The 22,612-nt window shown below is 56.3% G+C and carries 11 protein-coding genes; 7 read left to right on the plus strand and 4 right to left on the minus strand.

The features are described 5' to 3' along the window. Window positions 1-38: 38 nt before the first annotated feature. Both HY868_25390 and HY868_25395 read right to left on the minus strand, forming a co-directional pair. Window positions 39-8,810 (minus strand): fibronectin type III domain-containing protein, encoded by an 8,772-nt coding sequence (locus tag HY868_25390; GenBank protein ID MBI5305488.1) that lies wholly within the window; start codon window positions 8,808-8,810, stop codon window positions 39-41. A gap of 83 nt (window positions 8,811-8,893) precedes the next feature. Then, window positions 8,894-9,598, minus strand: coding sequence for a response regulator transcription factor (locus HY868_25395; protein ID MBI5305489.1), 705 nt, complete (start codon window positions 9,596-9,598; stop codon window positions 8,894-8,896). Between the two features lie 541 nt (window positions 9,599-10,139). Here HY868_25395 and HY868_25400 point away from each other — a divergent pair. From HY868_25400 to HY868_25425, 6 genes are all read left to right on the plus strand, one after another. Beyond that, on the plus strand, window positions 10,140-12,941 hold the full coding sequence (locus tag HY868_25400) for an SUMF1/EgtB/PvdO family nonheme iron enzyme (GenBank protein MBI5305490.1): 2,802 nt from the start codon (window positions 10,140-10,142) through the stop codon (window positions 12,939-12,941). Window positions 12,942-13,044: 103 nt separating this feature from the next. After that, on the plus strand, window positions 13,045-13,572 hold the full coding sequence (locus HY868_25405; GenBank protein ID MBI5305491.1) for a hypothetical protein: 528 nt from the start codon (window positions 13,045-13,047) through the stop codon (window positions 13,570-13,572). An 83-nt stretch (window positions 13,573-13,655) separates the two neighbouring features. Next, window positions 13,656-16,466, plus strand: coding sequence for an SUMF1/EgtB/PvdO family nonheme iron enzyme (locus tag HY868_25410; protein ID MBI5305492.1), 2,811 nt, complete (start codon window positions 13,656-13,658; stop codon window positions 16,464-16,466). A gap of 133 nt (window positions 16,467-16,599) precedes the next feature. After that, window positions 16,600-17,670 carry a group II intron reverse transcriptase domain-containing protein gene (locus HY868_25415; GenBank protein MBI5305493.1) on the plus strand — a complete coding sequence of 357 codons (1,071 nt, stop codon included), beginning with the start codon at window positions 16,600-16,602 and terminating at the stop codon, window positions 17,668-17,670. Beyond that, the gene (gene avd / locus HY868_25420; GenBank protein MBI5305494.1) at window positions 17,667-18,005 is read left to right on the plus strand and encodes a diversity-generating retroelement protein Avd; all 339 of its coding nucleotides are present in this window, start codon (window positions 17,667-17,669) and stop codon (window positions 18,003-18,005) included. The genes HY868_25415 and avd overlap by 4 nt, the downstream gene beginning before the upstream one ends. A 356-nt stretch (window positions 18,006-18,361) precedes the next feature. Then, a complete protein-coding gene (locus HY868_25425) occupies window positions 18,362-20,998 on the plus strand; it encodes an SUMF1/EgtB/PvdO family nonheme iron enzyme (GenBank protein ID MBI5305495.1) in 2,637 nt (878 codons plus the stop codon). 203 nt (window positions 20,999-21,201) lie between these two features. On the opposite strand, the gene HY868_25430 is transcribed toward HY868_25425, so the two are convergent. Together HY868_25430 and HY868_25435 are read right to left on the minus strand one after the other, a co-directional pair. Further along, window positions 21,202-21,504, minus strand: a complete 303-nt coding sequence (locus HY868_25430) for a hypothetical protein (protein MBI5305496.1) — start codon at window positions 21,502-21,504, stop codon at window positions 21,202-21,204. Then, window positions 21,482-21,781 (minus strand): BrnT family toxin, encoded by a 300-nt coding sequence (locus HY868_25435; protein MBI5305497.1) that lies wholly within the window; start codon window positions 21,779-21,781, stop codon window positions 21,482-21,484. The genes HY868_25430 and HY868_25435 overlap by 23 nt, the downstream gene beginning before the upstream one ends. Window positions 21,782-22,326: 545 nt before the next feature. On the opposite strand from HY868_25435, the gene HY868_25440 reads away from it, so the two are divergent. Continuing rightward, on the plus strand, window positions 22,327-22,524 hold the full coding sequence (locus HY868_25440; GenBank protein MBI5305498.1) for a hypothetical protein: 198 nt from the start codon (window positions 22,327-22,329) through the stop codon (window positions 22,522-22,524). Window positions 22,525-22,612 lie beyond the last annotated feature (88 nt).

Raw genomic sequence — 22,612 nt, forward strand, 5'->3', positions numbered from 1 at the left:
CCAAGATCATGCGATCTTGGCGAGGTTGAGCAAGCATTCTATTTCGTCACAAAGGGGAAATAGAATGGCAGGTTCATCCACCGCAACGTGATTGGTGGCGCAGGCGCGCGCGCGCTGGTATCCCCACTGCGAGCACCCCAGCCGTTCCCCGCGCCGTCAACCTGAATCGTCAGCGTATCGCCGTTCGATGAGTACGCGTAATACCCGCTCGACGAACTCTGACGCAAGTTGCCGAGGTTCGCTTGCCAGTAGCCAAACCGATCCACGACTGCCGAAAGCGACGCGGAAGTTCCCGTTGTGCCGGTCTTGTTTTGATCGGTGATGGTGATGTAGACCAACGCGCCTTCCGCCGGCGTCGTGCTATTCGGCTTGAACACCTGCCCATAGATCACATCCGAACTGGGCAAACCCAAGATCGCGCCGGTCTTGAATGTATAGTGTGCTCCTTTGTTGTTGTCAACTGTGCTATCGGACACCAGGTCAAAGTAGTACGTGGTATTCGGTGACAGGTTGAACAGTGTAACGTGATGTGAGGTGGCGACCGTCAACGCGTTGCGATCATCGTACGCAGTGTTGCCTAACGCGCTCGCCGTTCCAAAGTTGACCCAGCCCTGCGCCGCGCGATCAGTCACCCACGAGATCGTCGCGCTCGTGTCGCGCAGATTCGTCACTTGAACTTGAGTGATGCTGGGTACGTTTTTGAGATTGCGTTGCGCTTTGGGCGCGAGTGGCGCGCGCGGCGCGGCTTGCGCCGACCCACCTGGCACGTACGCGCTGGGTTGCGTGCACTTGACGAAATATCCCTTGTTCGCTTCAATCGCAAAATCATTGAACGACACATTGTTCAAGTGCGAATCCCAGCCGCCATTCAACCACCGGTCCGCTTCGGGGCAGTTGCCGCCTTGCGTGTTCATGCCGTCTGTCAAACTCTCGGCGGTCTGTGCGCTCGGCGCGTACGGCACGCCGACCAGATTCCAACCGGTGAACAGACTCAGCGGAATACCTTGCGTGAGTCCCGTGCCCTGGTACGACCAGGTATTCGCCTTGTTGCACTTGAGGAAATAGCCCATCCCTTGCTGGATCGGGAAATCGTTGAACGGCAAGCCGATCACATGCGAATCCCAGCCACTGCTGTACCATCGGTCCACTTCGGTACAACCGCCGCCTTGATTATTGATCGCGTTCGCCAAACTCGACGCAGTGTGTGTGATCGTTGGGCTGATCGGGAGACTGACCAAATTCCAGCCACTCGAAAACAGCAAACTCGTATTCACGTACGCGTACGCCGTCGCATTGTTCGGAAACGCGCCGGCTTGTCCGCCGCACGTATCGCCTGCCCAGGTTAGCTTGTAATAGTAAGTCTGCCCAGCGACGACCGTCGTATCGGTAAAGTTGTAGGCGTACGGCGTCGTCGTACTCGCGCAATTCGATTGACTGGGCTGGGTGCGGACCGCCGTCCACGCCGCCGGGTTGATCGTCGGCGAACGCCACACCTGGAACTTGTCCGTCTTGGATTCAGAGATTGTGGACCAGTTGACCTGCACTGTATTCGCCGACCATTGCGCGGAGAACGCCGAAACGTTCGTGCCGGCGGACGGCGTGGGCGTTGGCGTCGGCGATGGCGTTGCCGAGCCAACCTGCTCGCGTGTTTTTTCTTCGAGCGCGATCTCGTTGAGGCGCGGCGCAGTGCAAGATGAGCAGACGATGCCGACCGTGATCACACCATCGGTGTACTGCGCCGGATCAATCGGGCATTGCACGCGTTGAAGTGTATTGACTGGCAGATTCCAACACGCCGTGATCGGACTGCCATCCACGCTCACTCCTTGCACGCGCGTACTCGACGCGCCATCGTAGAGCGTGAGGTTGAGCAGATAGTTTTTGGCTGGGTTGAGCCGACTGAATTGATAGTTCAGAGTGTTGCCGAACACGGTGCGGAATGTGTTCACTGCCTCACTCCCGCCCAAACTACTGGCAAACGGTGTGTTAGTCGCCAGATAGCCATACCCACGCGCGGCGTCGTACGCGACATCACTCGCGCCGCCGGCATCAATGTAGATGTACTCGATCGGTGTGAGCGTGACCTGACTGACGAACGCCGGACCGATGCTCGAACCGGCTTTGCGAAAACGCGTCGGTGCGGCAGCACTACCACTTTGCCGTTGGAAACTGACGACGACGGAACCATCGCTGTACGCGGTGGCTGGTACGAGCAACGAAAGCGTATTCGGCTGTGCGTCCACCATCGGCACGACACGCCCACTATCCGCGCCGTCAAAGAGCACGAGTTGGTTGAACGTATCACCCTCTTGATAGAATGTCGCGTCGAGGTGATAGAACCGACCGGGTTGCAAACCGTCAAAGCGATATTGCACCACGCCCGATCCGTCGTACCGCACCGTCTTGGTAATCGTCGCGCCGCCAAAGTCGAACGTCGAACCATTGAGATAGCCCGCGCCGTTCGCATTCGTGTACGCGGCGTCACTTGCGCCGCCGGCGTCCAGGTTCTGCGCGTTGATGCCGACGAACACGGTTCGCGTCGTCACATTGTTCGACTCGACCGATTCGGTGATCGTACTCAAACTGTCCGCGGTGATCGTGATCGTGTGCGTGCCAAACACGGTCGGCGCAAAACTGCGCGTCAGCGTGAGCGTGTTCGTGGCTGGGATCGTAGCGGTTGCCAGGTCTTGGTTATCAGAATAGCCGCCGCCCCGCGCGTTAAAGTTGGTATAGTGACTCGCCGCGTTCGTTTCACCAGTGTTCGAAATGGTGATCGTCGCGGTGATCGGCTCACCGACGACACGGTCGGTCGCCGAGAGCGCGATGGACGCGACGCGCAGATCGGGTTTCGTTTTGATGTAGAGCGTTTGCGAAACGACATTGTTGTTTTCGAGTGTCTCACTAATCGCGTTCGGCGGGTCCACCACCGCGTAGAGTGTTTGCGTGCGCGTGAATCCTTCCGTGTTCCAGTTGAAGGTCGCGGTGGTTGAACCACCGCCTGGGATCGTCGCGACGTAGGAACTGTCAATCAGGCGACCACCGGCGCTGGGATTCCCAGCATAGTAACTGACGACGGCGGACGACGCGGCTTGCGCGCCAGTGTTGCGTACTGTGACGGTGATCGGAATCGTGTTGCCTTCTGAGGCGAGACAACTGGGACCACCCGGACAACCCAGGACGAGGTCGCTGGGTGTGACAACGAGGTCGAGTCCTGCTCCGGGTGTGAGACCCAGGTTGGTGAGCAAAACATCCGCCTGGCGATCAATCGTCACGCGCAGTGGCACATCAACCGATGTGCTGATCGGACGCGAGATGACGTACTCATTGACCGCGCTCGCAAAGTTGGGAATGTTGATCGTCGTCGGTTGTGTGATCGTTTGCGTGGCAGAGTAGATCGTTTGATTGTTAATGTCCACGCGCAAATTCGTTGCGCCGCCCGCGCCGACGTTTGTAACGAGCGCATCCATTGTGGAGGACGCGTATGTTTGCGAGACGACGCGTGTGTACGACGTTTGGTTGCCCCCGCCGGCAAACGCGAGACGCCGCGCGAATTGCATTACGTAGTTTTGTCCCGGCGAAGTGACGGTGTCGGGCACGGTGTAGCGGATGGTGTTCGCGTCGGGTTTCTCGGCGAGGTAGAATGCAACTTGTTGAGCACTCGCAGATGGATTTGTTGACCAACCGGGTGTAATGTTTTGGTATTCGATACGGATGCGACCAGCACCGCCCGCGCCACCAGTTGTTGGATCACCGCTACTGCTACCAGTGCCACCGGCTCCACCAAAGGCTGTTATCAAATTCGTTCCGAGCGTCATTTGTTGCGCTTTGATTAGAATCGAACCACCGGCACCACCACCACCACCAGCACCGCTACTGTATCCGCCGACGTTTGTTCGGCTTCCACCATTTCCACCATTGGCAATGATATTTCCAGAAACTGTCATCATGCGGCTGGAGATGTAGATTATTCCACCGCCACCGCCACCGCCCATTCCGTTCCAGTCATTAGGATTGCTATCTGAACAAGCCGCACCGCCACCACCACCTCCCAAAACCATGTTTGTCAAATCTGAAGTGCCTGCCGCTAACCCTCCATTCCCACTCGTGCCTCCATAGGTACCGCCAACGGCGTTATTCCCTGATGTTCCATTGCCTCCACCAGCACCTGGACGACAGGCACTACCTCCTGATCCAGTGAAATTACCTGCTCCTCCGCCGTTTCCATTGGACGCGCCAGATTGTATCCCTGTGCCATTTGTTCCGCTCCCTTGATAACCTGTTGCCGGTCCCTGATTTCCATGAACACCCGTTCCACCAGAAAAGCCTGTACCAGTACCCGGAGAGAAACTATTATTAGACGCACTGGTACCGTTGGCAACAATGGTTCCATTGATTGTTGTGGTTCCATTTGCAAGGAATACGACAATCCCGCCCGTCCAACCATCCCAAGGCGTTGCGGTAATTAACCCGCCACTTTCCACTGTAACATTGCGGTATTGGCGTACTTTGATTGCTTGAGCGCGCCCGTTTGTATTGTCATACGCATAACTGAGTGGTTTAGCCAGTGTCCAGTTTGTTGTTGAATTTATCGCGGTGATTGTGTTGAATTCCCAACGCCCAACATTGGCTGTCTCACGTGATTGGTGGAAAAGAATAAGATCACCAACTGCAAACCCTGTTGAACCCCCAGTGTTTGCTGTAGTACCGCTTGCAGTAACATTGGTTCGCACCAAATCGGCGTAGACCGTCATTCCTGATGTAACTACCAAATCGCCATCGCGTCCGTCGCCAAACACTTGCGCCGACGCTGTCCCCGCATTGAAATCCGCGCAGTACTTGCCCACACCCTTCAGCGTCGTTCCATCCGCCGCGTAAACCTTGCACGGCTCAATCGTTACCGTGTCGGGTTGGAAGTTGTGTGTGAAATCAACCGTGCTGAATTGCGCCACGTTGCCGTACACACGCACCGTCTTGTCGAGCGGACGATTCGTAATATCAAACGCGAACGCGGACGCGGCGGAAGTTGACACCGTGCCATTCACCGGCACCGTTACCGTTTGATGCGCGGGATCGTTCGAGCGAATCGTGAGCGACATCGAAACTGCGCCGGCAAGCGTTGTCGTGTCGAGCGATGCCACAACCGGCGTTGTGCCTGCCGGCGGAACGGTGATGATGCCATTCGCACCGGACAGTGTAAGTTTCGGATCGGACGAATTGACGACGACGTTCAGCGGCATAATGCCGGTGTTGACGATAGAAATCGTCTGTTGTGGTTGCGCGCCTTGTGTTACCGTGCCAATGTTCCAGGTCGCGGGCGAGGTGTTCAAGACCGGTGCAGGATCAACATCAAACGTCGAGAGCGGACGCGCGCGCGTGTCAATCACATTGCCTTCACTGTCCGTCCACGACGCGAGCATCAAATAATCAATCGTCGCGTTGTACGTTGGCGAGAACGTCGCGGTTGACCAGGTTACCGGCACAATCGTCGGACCCGCTTGAAGCGTCAGTGTGTACGGCAAATGCGCGACGACCGCGCCGCCGCCAACAATATCCACGTAGAGATTCGCGTTTTGAATTGTTTGCGTGTGTGGATTGTTGACAACCAGGTGCGTGGTGTTGTTGCCGGACGACGCGAACCTGGTTTGCGATACAATATCCACACTGAGGTTTCGCAACATTGATGATGAGTACGGCGTCAAGTTCTCGCTGAGCGCAGACATTTCCCGCGTCGTGATGAAACGATGACTGCCTTGCATATCGCTGTAACTGACGACGATGACCGGCATTGTGTACGGATCGTTGTTGACCGTGAACTTGAACGTATCGCGCGGCGTGTACGCGGCGACGGTAAAACTTTCGCCGGTGAGAATCGTTCCCGTGTCGAATCCAACTTGCAAACCTTCACTGCCGACGGCAATCGGCAGAGGCGCGTGATAACTCGAACCCAGGGCGAGCGAGCCGCTCGCGCTACCATCGCTCCAATTCATCGCGGTTGTGCCAGAGCCAACGACGCCGGGGATAGACACGGTAAAGGTGTACACCTTGTCTGCGCCGCCGGTGAAATCGCCGGTCGAGTACACTTTGGCGGTGCTGTTCGTCCAATTTGTCAGCGTCGGTTTTTTGACAAGACTACCAACCGCGACGTGCGCGCCCGGTCGAACGCGCCCATTGCCGCCAATGGTGTTGTCGTTGATCGTTGTCGTCGCGTCGGGCGAGTACATCACCGCTTGCATTCCGAACGCATCGAACGTGCCGTTGTTTTGCAGAGCGAGTTTGACCGTGACCGTGTTGCCCACGCGCGCGATGGTATAGCCCGCGAGAATTTCCGGGTTCGGATGGGACGCGGGATCGTTCTTGTTCGTGCCGTACTGCAACTCGATGCGGTCAGGGTACCCATCGCGATCGGAATCGCGATTGAAGCGAAAGAGCAAAGCGGAACTCGCTTGCGCGTTCAGATCGCGCAATTGCGTGTTGCCCGCGTCCGCTTGCGTCAAGTACACATTCCACCACGCAATTTCGGACAAGAAATGTTCATTCCATTGCGGCGTCGTTCCGTTGAATTCAGGCGTGTACATCGCGTTCATCAAGCCATCGCTATCCATCCCGATTGGGAAATAGCGCGCGATCACCTCTTGCACATTCTCGGTGCCCCAGGTTGGCAAAACGTATTGGTCAACGAGTTCGTCGTTATCGTTCACGCCGTCGTCAACGTAAATCGTTACACCGCTGTTGATCGCGTCCTGGTAAAAGAGTTGGTCAACACCGTACGAAAAATCCGCGAGCGTAACGACCAACTTTTCGCCCAGGTCAATGCGTTTCATCTGGTCAAGCGTGAGATGAACGGCGGGTGTCGAAGCGAATGTTTTGACATCGCCGGGAAAAACATTTTCAAGTTTGCCGTTCGGAAATTGTTGCCACGCCGGATACGAAATGATCGGGTTCGGGTCATCGCCCAAATAAATGTTAAAGATCAAGCCGGTGATTTCGCGCGCGTACTCCGACCCGGCATTTTTGATCGTGTAGTTGAACGTCAGATTCGCGGCATAACTCGAATCGGTTGCCCAAGCGGTGCTCCAATTTTCGCCGGTCGCAAAAGCGTTGGACTCTGAGAGCGTATGCTCCTCGTAATCTTCCTGGGTTGTTGTCTGTGCACCACCCCAAGACTGTCCGCTTGCATGTGTTTCCGTGAAGCGTTGTTGTGAGATGGCATAACTGATGCCGCGCAGCTCACGAGCGAGCAAATCATTATTGGAGTTGGTAGTGTACCAAGTACCACTTGGAGATTGAGAAGGTGTCTGGAATTCACCGCGTTGAGCAGACATTGATGTAGCAAGGATTTCTGGCGATTGGGTGAACGCGCACTCATTAGTGGTGTTTGGGGTCGAGGGGCGGTTGCCCTGGTTTTGAAAACAGGCAGGATACTTTTGCTGGCGTTTGTACTCATCCAGTTTCTGTTTGATTTCCTTGGCCCATTCATCACCACCTTCCTTTATCATGTAGATCCCACCGCCAACTTCTCCAACGCAAGCCAGAAGCCCAACTCCACTCAAGCCTTCAATGCATACTCCGGCGCCTTTGATGACTAATGCTCCTCCCAGGAAGATCTTTCCTGTACTCCAAGCAAAGTCTTGCAGAAAGCCCTTGGGTGCAGAAGGCTTCTGCACTAGCTGCTTGGGAGTAACTGGTGTTTCAATAGATTGCGATACCTCCTCCCAGTTGTTCCATGTCACTGTGTTCGCTACGCTTGTGCTGTGTCCACGCGTTGTTGCGCTACCGTACGTCTTTTCCGTCTGCGTCATCTGTCCTTGTTGCGTCGTGATCGTCGTCACGCGTTCAACTTTCCACGAACTGGGAATGACGGACACTTCGGGTATTGGAAACGCGGCGACAAACGGACTATCGTACGGCGGCTTGACCCAGGTTGGCATCTCGGCAAAAATCACGCCCCAGTCCACTGCGCGCGGCAACGCGCCGTAACCACAACCGCCGCCACTTCCGGGGCAGTTTGTCAAGCCGAACAACTTTTGCCCATCGTCAAACTTGTCGCGCGCGGTGGATTCGCGGTTCGGGTTCAAGCCAAAAACGTAGACCTCCACCGCGTCGGGCACGGAATCGTAATCGGAATCGTAGCAACCGGTTTGGTTGGGGGGCCACCCGGCAAACGGTTTGCCGGACGCGGGGCGCGTCGCGCGCGTGTGCAAAATCCAATCGCGGAGTGCGTTCACTTCGTCGCCATCGTTCACGCGGTCGTTGTCGCTATCGGCAAGGTTTGCGTTCGTGCACCACCAACCTTCTTCCGTGTCGTTCAAGCCGTCGTTGTCGGAATCGGTCGCGGTGGCGGCAAGGATTTGCGCGGAGGTTGCGGTGGCAGCCAGCGGCGCGCGGCTCGCGGTCTGCAAGCGCGCAGTCAGTTCCGTCTTGCGCGGCTGGAATTGCAGTTTCGCCAGGTTCTCCAACTGCGCGCGGTCGGCAATCACTGTCGCATCTGTTTTCGTGGATGCGAGAATTGTCACGCCCAGTTTCTTGAGCCGCGCAAGATCGGCGTTGCCGCGAATGCGAACCGTCGTGCGGTACGGACCAACCGGCTGTTGCAGTGTCGCTTCGATCTCGTACATCGGCGCGAGGTCCATCGGAATTTCGCGCAACAATGGTTGTGAATCGAGTGGCGCGATATAGAGCGTAAGGTCATCGCTCTGCGAACCGAGTTCGCTACTCGGCGATCGGAGCGGCGCGGCAAATGAACGCGGCGCGGGCAGAGAGGCGACAATCAACGACACGATCACGATTGCATAAAGTGTTTTGCGAAACATGATGCCTCCAGCAAAAATTATTTCAATGAATGTGGGGGGACACAGACGACGCGGTGAAAACGGGCGACACTTTTGCCCGCCATCTATTCTGATGCAATTTCGCACCAATTCCTTGCGGCTGACGTTGTGGTGAGTGACTCGTTCTCGCGCACTCGGAAATCTATTTGACTGACTCGCCACGCGTGCACAGCGGCTTGCGTGCGATTGGCGACGCCTAGTTTCGTCAGAATCGAAGTCATGTGATTCTTGATCGTCTTTTCGCGCAGGTTGAGCGCATAGGCGATTTGCTTGTTGCTCTTGCCCTGGGTCAGATGCTCAAGCACCTGATTCTCGCGGCGCGAGAGCGGACGGCGCGAACGACTCGCGGAACCGGTGGTTGCTCGGCGAAAGCGATGTCGCCGGTTGAGTTCACAATTCTGCTCTACCACTGTGCGAATTTCGCGGGACAATTCTTCGAGAGGAATGGTTTTGACAACAAACGCGCAATGCTGAACGTTCAACTTGCCGAGTTGTGCTTGGTCGCGGTCGTCTTCCGATAAGACGATCACGGTGGATTGTGGGAACCGGGCAATAAGCCGGCTCAAGGTGTTGCGATTACTTTGATCAGACCAATCGAGTCCAATCAGGATCGCGTTGGGATGGCCGTCGTCATCCGATGCCATTAGGCGCGCGGCATCGGCGTATGCGATTTGAGGCTGCGTCTTGAACGCGTGCTCAAGGAGTGATTGCAGACCTACCCGATAAATTGCGGATTGATCTATGACGATGACCGCAATGTTTAGAGTCATGCTCCGTTGCTCCCAGTTTGGTATTTGTTCGTTGCCAGTGGATCGGCGCAAGAAAACAAAAAGCACCTGTCGTCGAACGCGTAAAATTTACGCGCCCGACGACAGGTGCTTTCTAGTTCTACGCGCGCGCCATCACGCGCGCAGATGCCAACTGACCAATTCGGTCAGCGGTATGGCATACCACGAAACCAGAATCCGCAACCTAAGGGGCAAAGATAGACTTACAATCGTGATTATAGCAGGGTGCGCTGGGATTGGCAAATCCCCGAATCACCGCATCCAAAATGATACGGAAGACCGCACGGCAAAAACGTTGTGACGCCCCCCGCGCTTTTTGTGGTTCTGCGCCAATGTGATATACTGAAATTGTAAGCTGGTCTTTGTCCCCGGTAAGTGCTTGATTAGTTTGTGCTAGTCTCTTTTTGACGACGGAAGGCACACGATGGCGCATTGTTTCAACGGGCAAGGGCGAAGGTAGCAAACCGACAGTTGCTGTTTGCTCGATTCGTCCTTGCCCGTTGTCTATTACCCGGAGCATCCCTTGTCCAAGAAACCCACTTTCCCCAAGAAACGTACCCCAACCAAGCGCGGTTCTTCAACGCCGACGATCGGCACGATGAAAGGCGGCACCGCCGCGCGTGATATTTATTGCGCCGATTTTGTCGGCGGCAATCAAAGAATCACCTACGGCTATTCCGCGCGCGAGGTCGAACGCTTGATCGAAAAGGTGCTTGCGTTTCTCCAAGCCGGCGCGACGTTTCTGCCGAGTGGCGACACGGTGCGCGCAGAATTGGATGGCGAGTCGCTGACGTTCCAACCCGACGCGATCACAAAACTTGCTCGGCAGCGCAGCGAGCGTTCGTACTTGCTCGCGCTTATCGTGCATCGCGAGTACCGCGATTGGGCGACCAAATTCATTCCGCTTGCCGCGCAAATGGACAAGATCACCGAGATGCCCATTGCGTTTTCCGAATTTCGGATCCCGTCACCCGGCGCGGGACCCGAAGCGCGCCTAGAGACGGTACCACTCGCTGACATCACTGAGGCATTGGCAAAACATTCCGCGTTCGTGATCCTGGGTGAACCGGGCGCGGGTAAAACGACAACACTCCAAAAGATCGCGTTCGAAGCGGCACGCAAATTGCTGAGTGGCGAGCCAGGACCCGTGCCGCTCTTTGTGCGGCTGAGCATGCAAGCCGAACGCACTCCGTTTGACTTTCTAGAAACCGAGTGGCGCCAACGCACCGGGAGCGATTTGGCAGATGCACTCTCTGCCGGGCGCGTGTTGTTGCTCGCGGACGGCATCAACGAATTGCCCCTCGGACCCGAACGGGACAAGCGATTGAAAGCGTGGCGCTTGTTCCTAAATGAATACTGCGAATCGAGTCAGGTCGTTTTTACGAGCCGCGAAAAGGATTACGATCAGCAATTGAATTTGCCGCGTGTGCGTGTCGAACCGCTCGACGACGCACGCATCACGGATTATCTGCAACGCAACGACGCGCAAGGTCTCGCCGCGTATTTGGATGATCCCCGGTCGCGGTTGCGCGAGATGGCGGGCAACCCCTTCAACCTCTGGCTGCTCACGCTCAAATACAAAGACAACCAAACTGGAATGGAGAATCGCGGACAGTTGTTGGATTGGTTTGTCCAGAGTCTGCTCAAACGCGAAAAAGATCAAGCTCACAGCGATTGGATCCATCGCCGCGTGCAGATGACCGCGCTCGCGCAATTGGCGTATCAGATGCAAAAGCAGGGGCAAGGACTGACGTTTCCGTTCAAAATTGCGGAAGCTGCCCTGCCCACGACCGTAGACCTTGCTGGCGAAGACATTCCAATCAGACCGTTGACGTTGTTCCGCCTCGCGCGCGCGGCGACGATTCTCGACCCAGGGATTGATCCGGACATTCGCTTTTATCACCACCTCCTCCAAGAATATTTTGCCGCGCTCGAATTGCGCCGCCGTTTTGATGCGAGCGAAGACTTGGGCGCACTGTGGAAATGCAAACGACTCGCGAGCGAAATGCCGGCGGCACAAGTAGGCGATTGGGACCCACTGCCCGAACCACCCGCGACCGGCTGGGAAGTGACGACGATTCTGGCATGCGGTTTGGCGCACGCCCCAGCCCGCTTGATTGAAGCGGTGCGCCCGCACAACCCTGTGCTTGCTGGGCGAATGTTGGACGAGGCGGGAATGGCGAAACCGGATGCGGTGACAAAACTGGTGCGTGCAGATTTGCTCGCCGACCTATACGATCCCGCTGTGCATTTACGCGCGCGCTTGCAAGCGGGGTTTGCGCTCGGACGCATTGGCGATCCGCGCTTTGAACCGCAAATGCTGAACGGCGTCAAGGTGATTGTGCCGACGATGGTGCGTGTGCCCGCAGGCAAGTACGTTATTGGCGATGATGCCAGTCAGTACGACGACGAAAAACCGCAACATGAAATTGAACTGCCCGCGTTTGAGATTGGCAAGTGGTCGGTGACGAACGCGGAGTACGCGTGTTTCATTGACGCCAGTGGCTACAAAGACGAACGGTACTGGAAAACGGATTTGGCGAAACGCTGGTTGCGCGGTGAAGATGTAACGGGTGGTCAATTCGCCAGTTGGCTTCGACTTTGGAAGGCACTTCAGGAGACGCCCAACTGGAAGGAACAACTTGAACGCACCGGGAGTTATTCGCCCGAGCAATTGAAAACGTACGAACAGGTTGCCGGCTTGAGCGAAGAAGAATTGAAAACAGAACTGGGCAAGAGTCTGTCGAACAAATCGCGCGAGCAACCGCAATGGTGGAATGACGCGCAGTACAACAATCCAGCGCAGCCCGTTGTTGGCATCACCTGGTTTGAAGCGAACGCGTACTGCGCGTGGCTTTCCGAAATGACCGCGCGCGAATATCGTTTGCCCAGCGAAGTCGAATGGGAAGCCGCCGCGTGCGGTCTCCCTTCGCCCTCTCAGGGAGAAGGGTTGGGGATGAGGGTCAGAACGTATCCCTGGGGCGACGACTGGGACGCGGCGTGTGCAAACACGATTGAAGGACGCGTGATGCGACCCTCACCGGTCGGCGCGTACCGCGCCGCGGGTGGCGTGGGAGAATGCGGCGCGGAAGATCAATCTGGAAATACCTGGGATTGGATGAGCACCCAGTATCGTGATTATCCATACCAAGCCGAAGACCGGGAGAATCCAGAAGCAGAAGGCGAGCGCGTTGTCCGTGGCGGCTCGTGGCTCAATGTTGCGTTCGCTGCGCGCTGGGCGATTCGCGACAGGCTCGTACCTGATAACTTCACCAACAATCTCGGTTTTCGGTTGTGTTCTCCTGGCTCTATTCCTGCATCCTGATTTCTGGGTTCTGATTTCTGGTAACTGAATTTCTGAGGAAAGGGGCGTGGGGAAAACGACGTTTTCCCCACTGGGTACGAAAATTTTTGTGTGGAGGAAAACAATGCCAAAGAAACTCGTAACGAAAAAGAAGACGCCGGCTAAAGCCAAGCCGCGCGCAACAAGAGGCATCAACATCAACAAGATGACTGGCGGTGTGGTGGGCAACATCAGAGCCAAGCGCGTGATTGTCGGCAACCAAACCAATTACTACGACAATCGCAAAATCGCCATCGCGACGCCCCAGCAATTCATCGCCGAGGCGGAAAAACTCCAAGCGCAAATCGCGCAGGTCAAGCAACTGCCCGCGTTGCCGACCGCGCAAGCGCCACTCGTGCTCGCCGCTGAACAAAATGTGCAGATGGCTACGGCGGAAGCGAAAAAGGACAAGCCGAATCCGAACGTCATCAATGAAAATCTCAAGACGGCTGCCGCCACCATGGATTTGATCGGCAAGACAGTTGCCGCGGCGCAGGGTGTGGGGCAAAAAATCACGCAAGCTGTGGATGGGATCGATTTCCCTCGGTTTGCCATGGGCGCGGCGACACTCGGTGACCTCGCGCTCAAGGTGTTTAACGCGATTCCGAAATGACGAAGGACAGAGGACGGAAGACGGATAGCCGAAGAATTCATCTTCCGTCCGTCGTCCCCGGTCATCCATCGAATTGAGGTCCTATGCCACGTAAACCCAGTTCGCCCAAACAGACGGGCAACATCAAGTCTGACCGCGACGTGATTCTCGGCAATCAGATCAACCAGTACTCATCCGCCGATCTCACGCGCGTCGAAGCGCAGCTTGGGCAGATTATTGCATTGTTGCGGGTGCGAGACACAACGCTACATGTCGAAGGCGATGTGCGCGATTCGGTTATCGTTGTTGGCGGATCGAGCAATACCGTGAGTTTCCGGGCGCGCGATTTGCCATTGTTGCGTGCGCTCTCCGCTGGGGATTCGCATCGCCGCGAAGAAATCTATCTCACCGAAATGATTCTCGACAAAACACACGCGCGTTGGGATCGGCTCTACCTACCGCTTGCCGGTCGGCTAGGTCCTGCCCAAATGCCGAGTGATGTGTTCGAGACCAAGATGCGCTTCGCCGACAGCGCAGACCCAGGTATCAGCGCCGCTGGCATTCCACTTACCGATGTGCGCGACGCGCTTACCGAATTGAACAAGCCGCGTCTCGTCATCCTCGGTGAGCCAGGGGCAGGCAAGACGACGACGCTCGAACGACTCATGCTTGACCTTGCCCTCGCGCGTCTGCGCGAGCCGCACAAGAACAAACTTCCCTTCCATACCGAACTTGCCGATTTCATCGGCGAGCGCCAACAGCCAGAAGAATTTCTTGAAGCAAAATGGGGCAAGAGCGGTCTCGCCCAAACCTATGCGGACGCCATTCTCACCGGACAGGTTTGCTTTTTGCTCGACGGCATCAATCAAATGCCGTGGGCTGACCGCAACGAGCGCATCATGCGCTGGGCGCGTTGGGCGCGCGCATTGGCATCAAGCAATTGGGCTGTGTTCACTTGCCGGACAGCCGATTTCGTTCCTCTGCTCGGCTTGCCCGAAGTCCGTGTGCAGACACTCGACAATGACCAGATTCGCCGGTACTTTGGACTCCGCTTCGGAGAGCCGCGCGCGACCGACCTCTGGCTCGTATTCGAGCATCGTCTGCGCGGGAGCGAGGACCGCTTTCAGCGTGTCGCGCGTAATCCCTTCATGCTCGCGCAATTGGTAGCGCGTTGCGACGAAGGCAAACCACTCACCGACAGCCGTGCCCTGTTGATGCAAGATTTGGCAAAACGACTGCTCGACCGTGAATTGGCGAATCAACCGGAAGGAAGCCCACTCACTGCTGACCCGATTGAGACGTTCGGTGTGGCAATGGATGAGTTGAGCCGGATTGCGTATGACGCGCAAGCGCGTGGGGAGAGCACCAATTTCACGCGCGCTCAACTTGAGCACGTGTTGCTGGGTGAGCCGGAGCGCGCGCGTCTTTCGCTGGATAGAGTAATTCATCTTGCAACGCGTGCGACGATTATTGAGGACAAGCGCGACCAAGGGTACGCATTTTATCACCAACTCTTGCTCGAGTATTTTGCCGCGCGCGAACTCTTACGCCGATTCCGCGCCGGCGAAACCCTGGCGCAACATTGGCGCGTCGGTTGGCGGGTATGGCACTTTATGCCGAAACGCTTGCAGCGGGGACAACGAATGGACCCGCCGCCTACTACGGGCTGGGAAGAACCCGTGGTAATGGCAGCGGGAATGGCGGTCAAAGATGCGCCGCGTTTCATTGACACGGTGCAAAAAGACAACCTGCCGCTTGCCGGGCGCTGTCTGGCGGAAATTGATACTTCGAGCAAAGAAATGAAATCGCTCGTGAGTGAAGTACGCATGTTGCTTCTTCAGCGTCAACGCGATTCATTCGCACATCTTCGCGGGCGCATCAGTGCGGGTTTGGCGCTTGGCGAACTAGGACACCCCGAACTCGTTCCGCAGAAATTCGAGTGTGAAGGACGCGTGGTGTGGGCAATCGTTCCTCCAATGCAACCCGTTCCCGCTGGCGAATTTATTCGCGGAAGTGAGCGCGGCAAATCCAAGTATGCAGATGAGTTCACGAATGAACGGCGCATTGCACTTCCCGAATTCAACATTGCGCGTTACCCGGTGACGAATGCCGAGTATGAATTGTTCATTGACGACGGCGGCTACAGAACCGACCGGTGGTGGAGTGATGCCGGATGCGTGTGGAAGCAAGGTGGACCCGACGCGCATAAGAACGCGATGGAAGACTTGCTGGCATACCGAAAACGCATTCAAACAGAGAAAGAAAGTCTGGAGGCGCGTGCCAAGCGATTGAACTGGGTACCACAAACGTACCGATACTGGAATGAAGTTATTGCGCTTTCAGACGAACAAGCCGAAGAACGTATACGTCAGCAATTCGACCGTCCCTTTGACCGTCCTGGATACTGGGAGGATCGAGATGGGTTAGCGAGTCCGGGGAAACCCGTGGTTGGCGTGAATTGGTACGAAGCCGAAGCGTACTGCAATTGGTTGTCTGCGATCACTAAACGTGAATTCCGGTTGCCCCAGGAAATGGAATGGGAAAAAGCCGCGCGCGGCGTGGATGGACGCGAATATCCGTGGGGCGAAAAATTTGATTCCGCGTTGTGCAACACGAACGAGAGTCACATTTACACGACGACGCCAGTCGGTTTGTATCCCGGTGGCGTTTCGCCGTTCGGTCTGTTCGATGCGAGCGGGAATGTTTGGGAATGGACGGGAGACTGGTACCAAATGTATCCCGGCGGTAACGAGTTAGACGATTTCGGAGAGAAATTTCGCGTTGTTCGTGGCGGCTCGTGGCTCATTGTTGCGGGCAATGCGCGCTGTGCGTATCGCGGCAGGTTCGTACCTGTTGACTTCAACGGCAGTGTCGGTTTTCGGTTGTGTTCTCCTGGCTCTATTCCTGCATCCTGACTTCTGGGTTCTGGATTCTGGGAACTGGTTTCTAAGGAAAGGGGTGTGGGGAAAACGTCGTTTTCCCCACTGGGTACAAAAATTTTTCGCGTGTAGGGCAATTTTCAAAATTGCCTTACGCCGAGAGGAGCAGATGAAAACCTTCAAACACCTGTATCCACAAATCACCGCGTTTGAGAATTTGTGGCTTGCGTTCAAAGGCGCGGCGCGTAGCAAGCGGCGTAATCCGCACATCGCCGAGTTCGAGTTCCACCTTGAACGCAACCTGGTCGAAGTGCAAACGGAACTCGCCGCGCAAACGTATCGCCCCGGCGCGTATCGCAACTTTATGATCTACGATCCCAAGCCGCGGCTCATCTCCGCCGCGCCGTTTCGAGATCGCGTCGTGCATCACGCGCTCTGCCAGGTTATCGAGCCGATCTTTGAACGGCGTTTCATTCACGATTCGTATGCCTGTCGCAAGGACAAGGGCACGCACGCCGCGCTCGACCGCGCGCAGGAATTCGCGCGCGAATTTCCATACGTCTTGCAGTGCGACCTGGAGCATTTCTTTCCAACTGTGGATCACGCCATTCTGCGTGCGACGCTCGCGCACGTCGTCGCCGATCCGCAAACGCTCTGGCTCGCGGACCAGATTCTTAACGGCGGCGCGAGCGTTCATGCCGATGAACCGCCGCGCTATTTTGCGGGCGACGATTTGTTCGCCGCCAATCGCGCGCATGGACTGCCGATTGGAAATCTTACCTCCCAGTTTTGGGCAAACGTCTATCTCAGTCCGCTCGATCAATTTATCAAACGTGAATTGAAATGCACGGGTTACGTTCGCTACGTGGACGATTTTCTGCTCTTTGCGCCAGACAAACCGACGCTACACGCTTGGCGCGCTCGCGTGATCGAGTTCGCCGCCACGTTGCGCCAAACCTTGCACGAGGAACGCGCGGCGGTGTTTCCAACTAATACCGGCATTCCATTCCTGGGTTGGCGCATCTATCCCGATCATCGCCGGCTCAAACGACGCAACGGACTCGCGTTTCAACGACGCTTTGCGCGTTTGCGCGCGCAGTACGCCGCCGGAAAAGTCGGACGGGACAAACTGGATGCGGCGATCAACGGTTGGGTCGCGCACGTTATGCACGGCGACACGTGGGGCTTGCGCCGCGCGCTCTTGTCGCGCGTCGTCGTGCCGAGGGCGTGCGCAGTATGAAAGATTCACCCATCTTTAGCAAAACCTACGACCTGGTCGCGTGGGTGATTCCACAGACGATCAAGTTTCCGCGCCACCAACGCTTTGTGATGGCGGCGACGATTCAACAAGAAGCGATCCGGTTCCAAGCGTTGCTGATCGAAGCGGCGCACCAGCGTCCCGCGCACGAAACGTTGAAACGCGCGGATGCCGAACTGGACAAACTGCGAACGCATATTCGGCTCTGCCTTGATTTGGAATTGCTGACGCCGGGACAGTACGAACACGTCGCGCGAATGTTGACGGAGATTGGACGACTGTTGGGCGGTTGGTTGAGATCGGTCGCGTCCGCGTAGGGGCGGGGTGATCCCGCTCGTACACGATGGGGGACAAACCACGAATAAGGCGGCTCGTGGAACAATGATGCGAACAATGCGCGCTGTGCGTATCGCAACAGGAACGTACCTGATAACTTCAACAACAATATCGGTTTTCGGTTGTGTTCTCATGACTCTCAAGGCGGGGACGGCAACTCTCGTCGTTATCGGACGCGAGACGGATCCCAAATTAGAGCCAGCGCGGTTTGTTCCCGGCTGAAAACTTGTCCGCTCGGCACTTTCGATACGGAGTGAGGTCAGCCAAATATCGAAACTATCCCTTCCCTCTGGTAGCCCTGTGGGGCGAACGTTGGAATGGGATTTCAGGTGAAACTATGGCAAAACGTAAAGTGTCAAAAACTCAAATCGGCAAAATGACTGGCGGCACCATCGCCCAGGGCGACATTCGCACCGAACGCGATTTCATCGGACGCGACAAGATCAACAACATCACCGTCATCATCGGGATGAACGGCTATATGCCTGCGCCCGATCTCGCGCTACTCCGCGATGACTATCGCGCGCATCTCCGCCGCAATTATCGCGCACTCGACTTCAAAGGCATCCCGCAATTGGATAACCTCTCGCGCGAACTGTTGCTCGAAGAAGTCTACGTCCCGCTCGTCGCGCGCGGCGAACTGCCGTCCGGCGAAACCTGGGAACGGCGACTCGCCGGACGCAAACTGGACGATCTGCCCGAACATGCCGAGGTAATGCTGGCAAAAGGCGAAGCCGCGCCGGTGCGCGTCGAGCAGGCGCTCGCGCAGAAATCGCGCGTCGTCGTCATTGGCGATCCAGGGTCGGGCAAGTCCACACTACTCAAACATCTCGCGCTCCGTTTGGCGTCCGAGCCAAACGCCCCACTGCCGATTCTCGTCCCGCTCAACGCGTATGCGGACGCGCTCTCACGCGGCGACCGCAATTTACAAACGTACCTCGCCGAGTATTTCGCCGGACTGGGGCATGGCATCGCGAACCTCGCGCCCTTGTTCGACGATTCGCTGGCGAAAGGGCAAGCCGTGATTCTGCTTGACGGCTTGGACGAAGTGCAACGCGACCGCGCCCATCTCGTCGCCCGCGTCGAAGCGTTCGCGCACGAGGCGATTGCGCGCGGCAACAAACTTGTCGTCACAAGCCGCGTCGTCGGGTACCGCGAATCACCGCTCGACGCGCAAGCGTGGTCGCTCTTTACGCTGTTGGATTTTGACCGCGCCGCGATCGAAGAGTTTGCGACTAAATGGTGCTGGTCGTTTGAAAAGAGCGTGCGCGGCGACACACCCGAAGCCCACGCCTCGGCAGAGGAAGAACGCAAGTCGCTGCTCGAATCCATTGACGCGAATCCTGGCGTCGCGCGGCTGGCGAGCAATCCGCTCCTGCTCACGATTCTCGCGCTCATCAAACGGCAAGGCGTCTCGCTCCCGAATCGCCGTGTCGAGTTGTACGAATTGTATTTGCGGACGCTGATTACCGCGTGGAGCAAAGCGCGCGCACTCGACAAACGCCCAGTCGGTCCGCCGCTCGACTATCTCGAAACGATTGGCGTGCTCGGTCCGCTCGCGCTCTGGTTACGCGAGGAAAATCCGACGGCTGGGATTGTGTCGGAGGAACGTTTGCGCGGTTGGCTGTCCAAGCATTTTCAAGGCGATGAGTGGGGGATGAAACCCGGTCCCGCCGCCGTCCACGCGCGCGAATTTTTGGCAAGCGTCCGCACCTATTCAAACCTTCTGCTCGAACGCGGGCAAGGACGGTACGGGTTCATTCACCTCACCTTTGAAGAGGCGCTTGCGGCGCGCGGACTCGTGCGGCTGGGCGAAATGAGTGTCAACGATAGTTTGGCGATCATTCGCGCGCATCTCACTGATCCCGGCTGGCGCGAGACGATTCTGCTTTCCGTCGGCGTGTGGGGCTTGGTACGCGAAGAGTGGCGCAAAGCCGGTGAGGTTGCGCGTGCGATTCTTCAAGTGGAATGCGACACCGAACACGCGGGCAAGAACATTCTGCTTGCGGGTGCGTGCCTCGAAGATGTAGGCGAACGGGGACTGGGGCGCGTCGCCGCGCAAGAAATCACCGATGCGCTCCTTGCCGCGTACCGGAACCGCGCACTCCCGCCCACCGTCCAACGCGATGCCGGGTTTATCCTGGGTCGAATCGGCTGGACGCCGCCCGACTTGGACGCGTTCATTCCAATCCCGGCTGGCGAATTTCTGTACGGCGATGACAAACGCCGAATCAAGTTCGAGAAACCGTTTGCGATTGCCAAGTATCCAGTGACGAACCGGCAGTTTCGCAAGTTTGTCGAAGCGAAGGGGTACGACCGCCGCGAGTTATGGAGCGACGAAGGTTGGTCGTGGCGCACGGGAACCTGGGATAGCCAAGCGCCGGATTATCTGAAGGATTGGCTTGCTAAGCGTCCGGCGGAACAACGGTGCGAACCATTTTGGTGGCACGATATAAAATGGAATAATCCGCTTGCGCCGGTGGTTGGCGTGTCTTGGTTTGAGGCAGAGGCATATTGCAATTGGTTGTCGAAAGAACTGGGCAAGCCGGTTCGTTTGCCGACCGAAGAGGAATGGGAACGCGCCGCGCGGCACGTGGATGGACGCGCGTATCCGTGGGGGGATCGCTTTGATCACAATCGTTTGAGCGCGGCTGAATTTTGGGCGGGCAAAGACAATTTAGATTGGAACAAGTGGTACGAAGCAAAGGGTTATGAAGTTGCCACTACAACCGTAGTTGGACAATTCCCGGAAGGAAATAGCCAACCTGGGATCAGTGATCTCAGTGGAAATGTGTGGGAGTGGACTGGTTCGTGGTACGAAGACAAAAAAGAAAACCGCGTTGTCCGTGGCGGCTCGTGGAACAATGGTGCGAGCGATGCGCGCTGTGCGTTTCGCCTCAGGGGTGTACCTGTTCTCTTCTACGGCAGTTTCGGTTTTCGGTTGTGTTCTCCTGGCTCTATTCCTGCATTCTGATTCCTGGGTTCTGATTGCTGGGGACTGGTTTCTAGGAAAGGGGCTTGGGGAAAACTACGTTTTCCCCAACTTTTTTGAAATCGGCTTATTCTTGTGGATATGGCATTTGATTAAGTGCACGTGTCGTGCTCGGTGCATGCGGAAGAGGAAAAGCAAACGGCGTCTCGTTTGAATGAGGCGCCGTTTCATTTGCTGAGAACGATCTACCGTGTGGACTCAATCAGTTTGCGAATGGCTTTGGACAGGTTTTGATCGAGCGCGCGAAGCAGTTTGACGTGGGGTTTGGAGAATGAGATCATGTGTCGTTCGACTGGCTCGGTCGCGGGCTTGCGCCCCGCGCCGGGACGCGCCCCACCGTGAGTGAACTTGACCCGTCCGGCAAAACGATTCGGTTTGGCTTTGCTATAGTCCAGATCGTAATGCGGTTTGAGTTCGTAATCGTCCAGTTCGGCAATGTGTTCGCCTGGACCGCTGGGGACGTGTTTAGAAACGCGATTTTTCTTCATACAGTTCATGCTCCTTTCCGTCAGCCAAGCGTGCGCTAATAATGCGGATGCGGTCGTGCGCGCGTTGGATGAACGAAATGAATAGCAAGCGCTTTCTATTAGAGTAACCGATAAGGATTTCGCGTGGCTCGTCATCCGAGTGCCATTCGTCGTCGAAGATATAGGCAAAGTTGTCGTCAAAAGCGGTTTGTGCTTCTTCAAAGCCAACTTTGTGATCCTTGAGGTTGCGCGCCGCTTTCGGGGCACTCCACTCGAATTCGATGTAAGCAGGTGGCATCGGTGCTCCTTTACATTTTGAATTATATTACAGTTTTTCAAGTGCGTCAAGCGAGGGTTGGAACCTGGAACCGATAGTCCATTCCATTCAATCCATACAGTCGAAAGTTGATCCGCGTCGTCTGCACGCGTGTCGTGTCATGACTGGGCCGCGTGAATTTTCGCGCGCGCAGAATCGCGACGCCAATGCCGTACACTTTCATGGCGTTGTGCGATTTGCCAGTCACCATCTATTTGAGTAATTTGCTTACGGCGTGATTGGTAGTCAATGTGATTCTCAGGGCAGGGGAGTGTGGCGAACCGCGTTTTTGCAAATCGTCATATCGCATAATCGCTATTATATCGAGAACAGCCGTAGATGGCGAGTGGATATCCACAGCCGCTGAACCCATAACCACGAAAAATTTGCATGGGCTGAATAGTAACAATCGCGACGGATGATCGTTTGTTGCGTCAAGCGAAACGGCTTGGCGCACAATTGCGTGTCCGGGTCGCCAATCCTTTGGCATGGATTGAGGAGATGACAGAAAAATGAGCACACCCATAATGACTCAAGAACAAATCCGTGCGACTTGGCTAGCCGCACTCATGGAACGTCTCGGTCCTGATGGGATGATTCGCTTCCTGCTACAGTTCGAAACTGGCTCAGGTGATTATTCCACGGAGCGGCATCGTTGGCTCGATCACCTAACCATTGACCAAGCGATTGAGCGAGTCCAACAGAACCAAGAGCCGGCGCAATAGTGGTGTCCACAGACACGTTTGCCCAAGCGCAATTTTTGCGCTCGCTTCGGAAGATCGCCAACTTGCGCGCGCAAACGAAAAAGCACCG

The sequence above is a fragment of the Chloroflexota bacterium genome, from assembly GCA_016219275.1.
Taxonomy (GTDB): Bacteria; Chloroflexota; Anaerolineae; order UBA4142; family UBA4142; genus JACRBM01.

Coding starts and splice junctions, on each gene's coding strand:
- HY868_25390 (MBI5305488.1), bottom strand. CDS start 8,810: ATGTTTCGCAAAACACTTTATGCAATCGTGATCGTGTCGTTGATTGTC.
- HY868_25395 (MBI5305489.1), bottom strand. CDS start 9,598: ATGACTCTAAACATTGCGGTCATCGTCATAGATCAATCCGCAATTTAT.
- HY868_25405 (MBI5305491.1), top strand. CDS start 13,045: ATGCCAAAGAAACTCGTAACGAAAAAGAAGACGCCGGCTAAAGCCAAG.
- HY868_25410 (MBI5305492.1), top strand. CDS start 13,656: ATGCCACGTAAACCCAGTTCGCCCAAACAGACGGGCAACATCAAGTCT.
- HY868_25415 (MBI5305493.1), top strand. CDS start 16,600: ATGAAAACCTTCAAACACCTGTATCCACAAATCACCGCGTTTGAGAAT.
- avd (MBI5305494.1), top strand. CDS start 17,667: ATGAAAGATTCACCCATCTTTAGCAAAACCTACGACCTGGTCGCGTGG.
- HY868_25425 (MBI5305495.1), top strand. CDS start 18,362: ATGGCAAAACGTAAAGTGTCAAAAACTCAAATCGGCAAAATGACTGGC.
- HY868_25430 (MBI5305496.1), bottom strand. CDS start 21,504: ATGAAGAAAAATCGCGTTTCTAAACACGTCCCCAGCGGTCCAGGCGAA.
- HY868_25435 (MBI5305497.1), bottom strand. CDS start 21,781: ATGCCACCTGCTTACATCGAATTCGAGTGGAGTGCCCCGAAAGCGGCG.
- HY868_25440 (MBI5305498.1), top strand. CDS start 22,327: ATGACTCAAGAACAAATCCGTGCGACTTGGCTAGCCGCACTCATGGAA.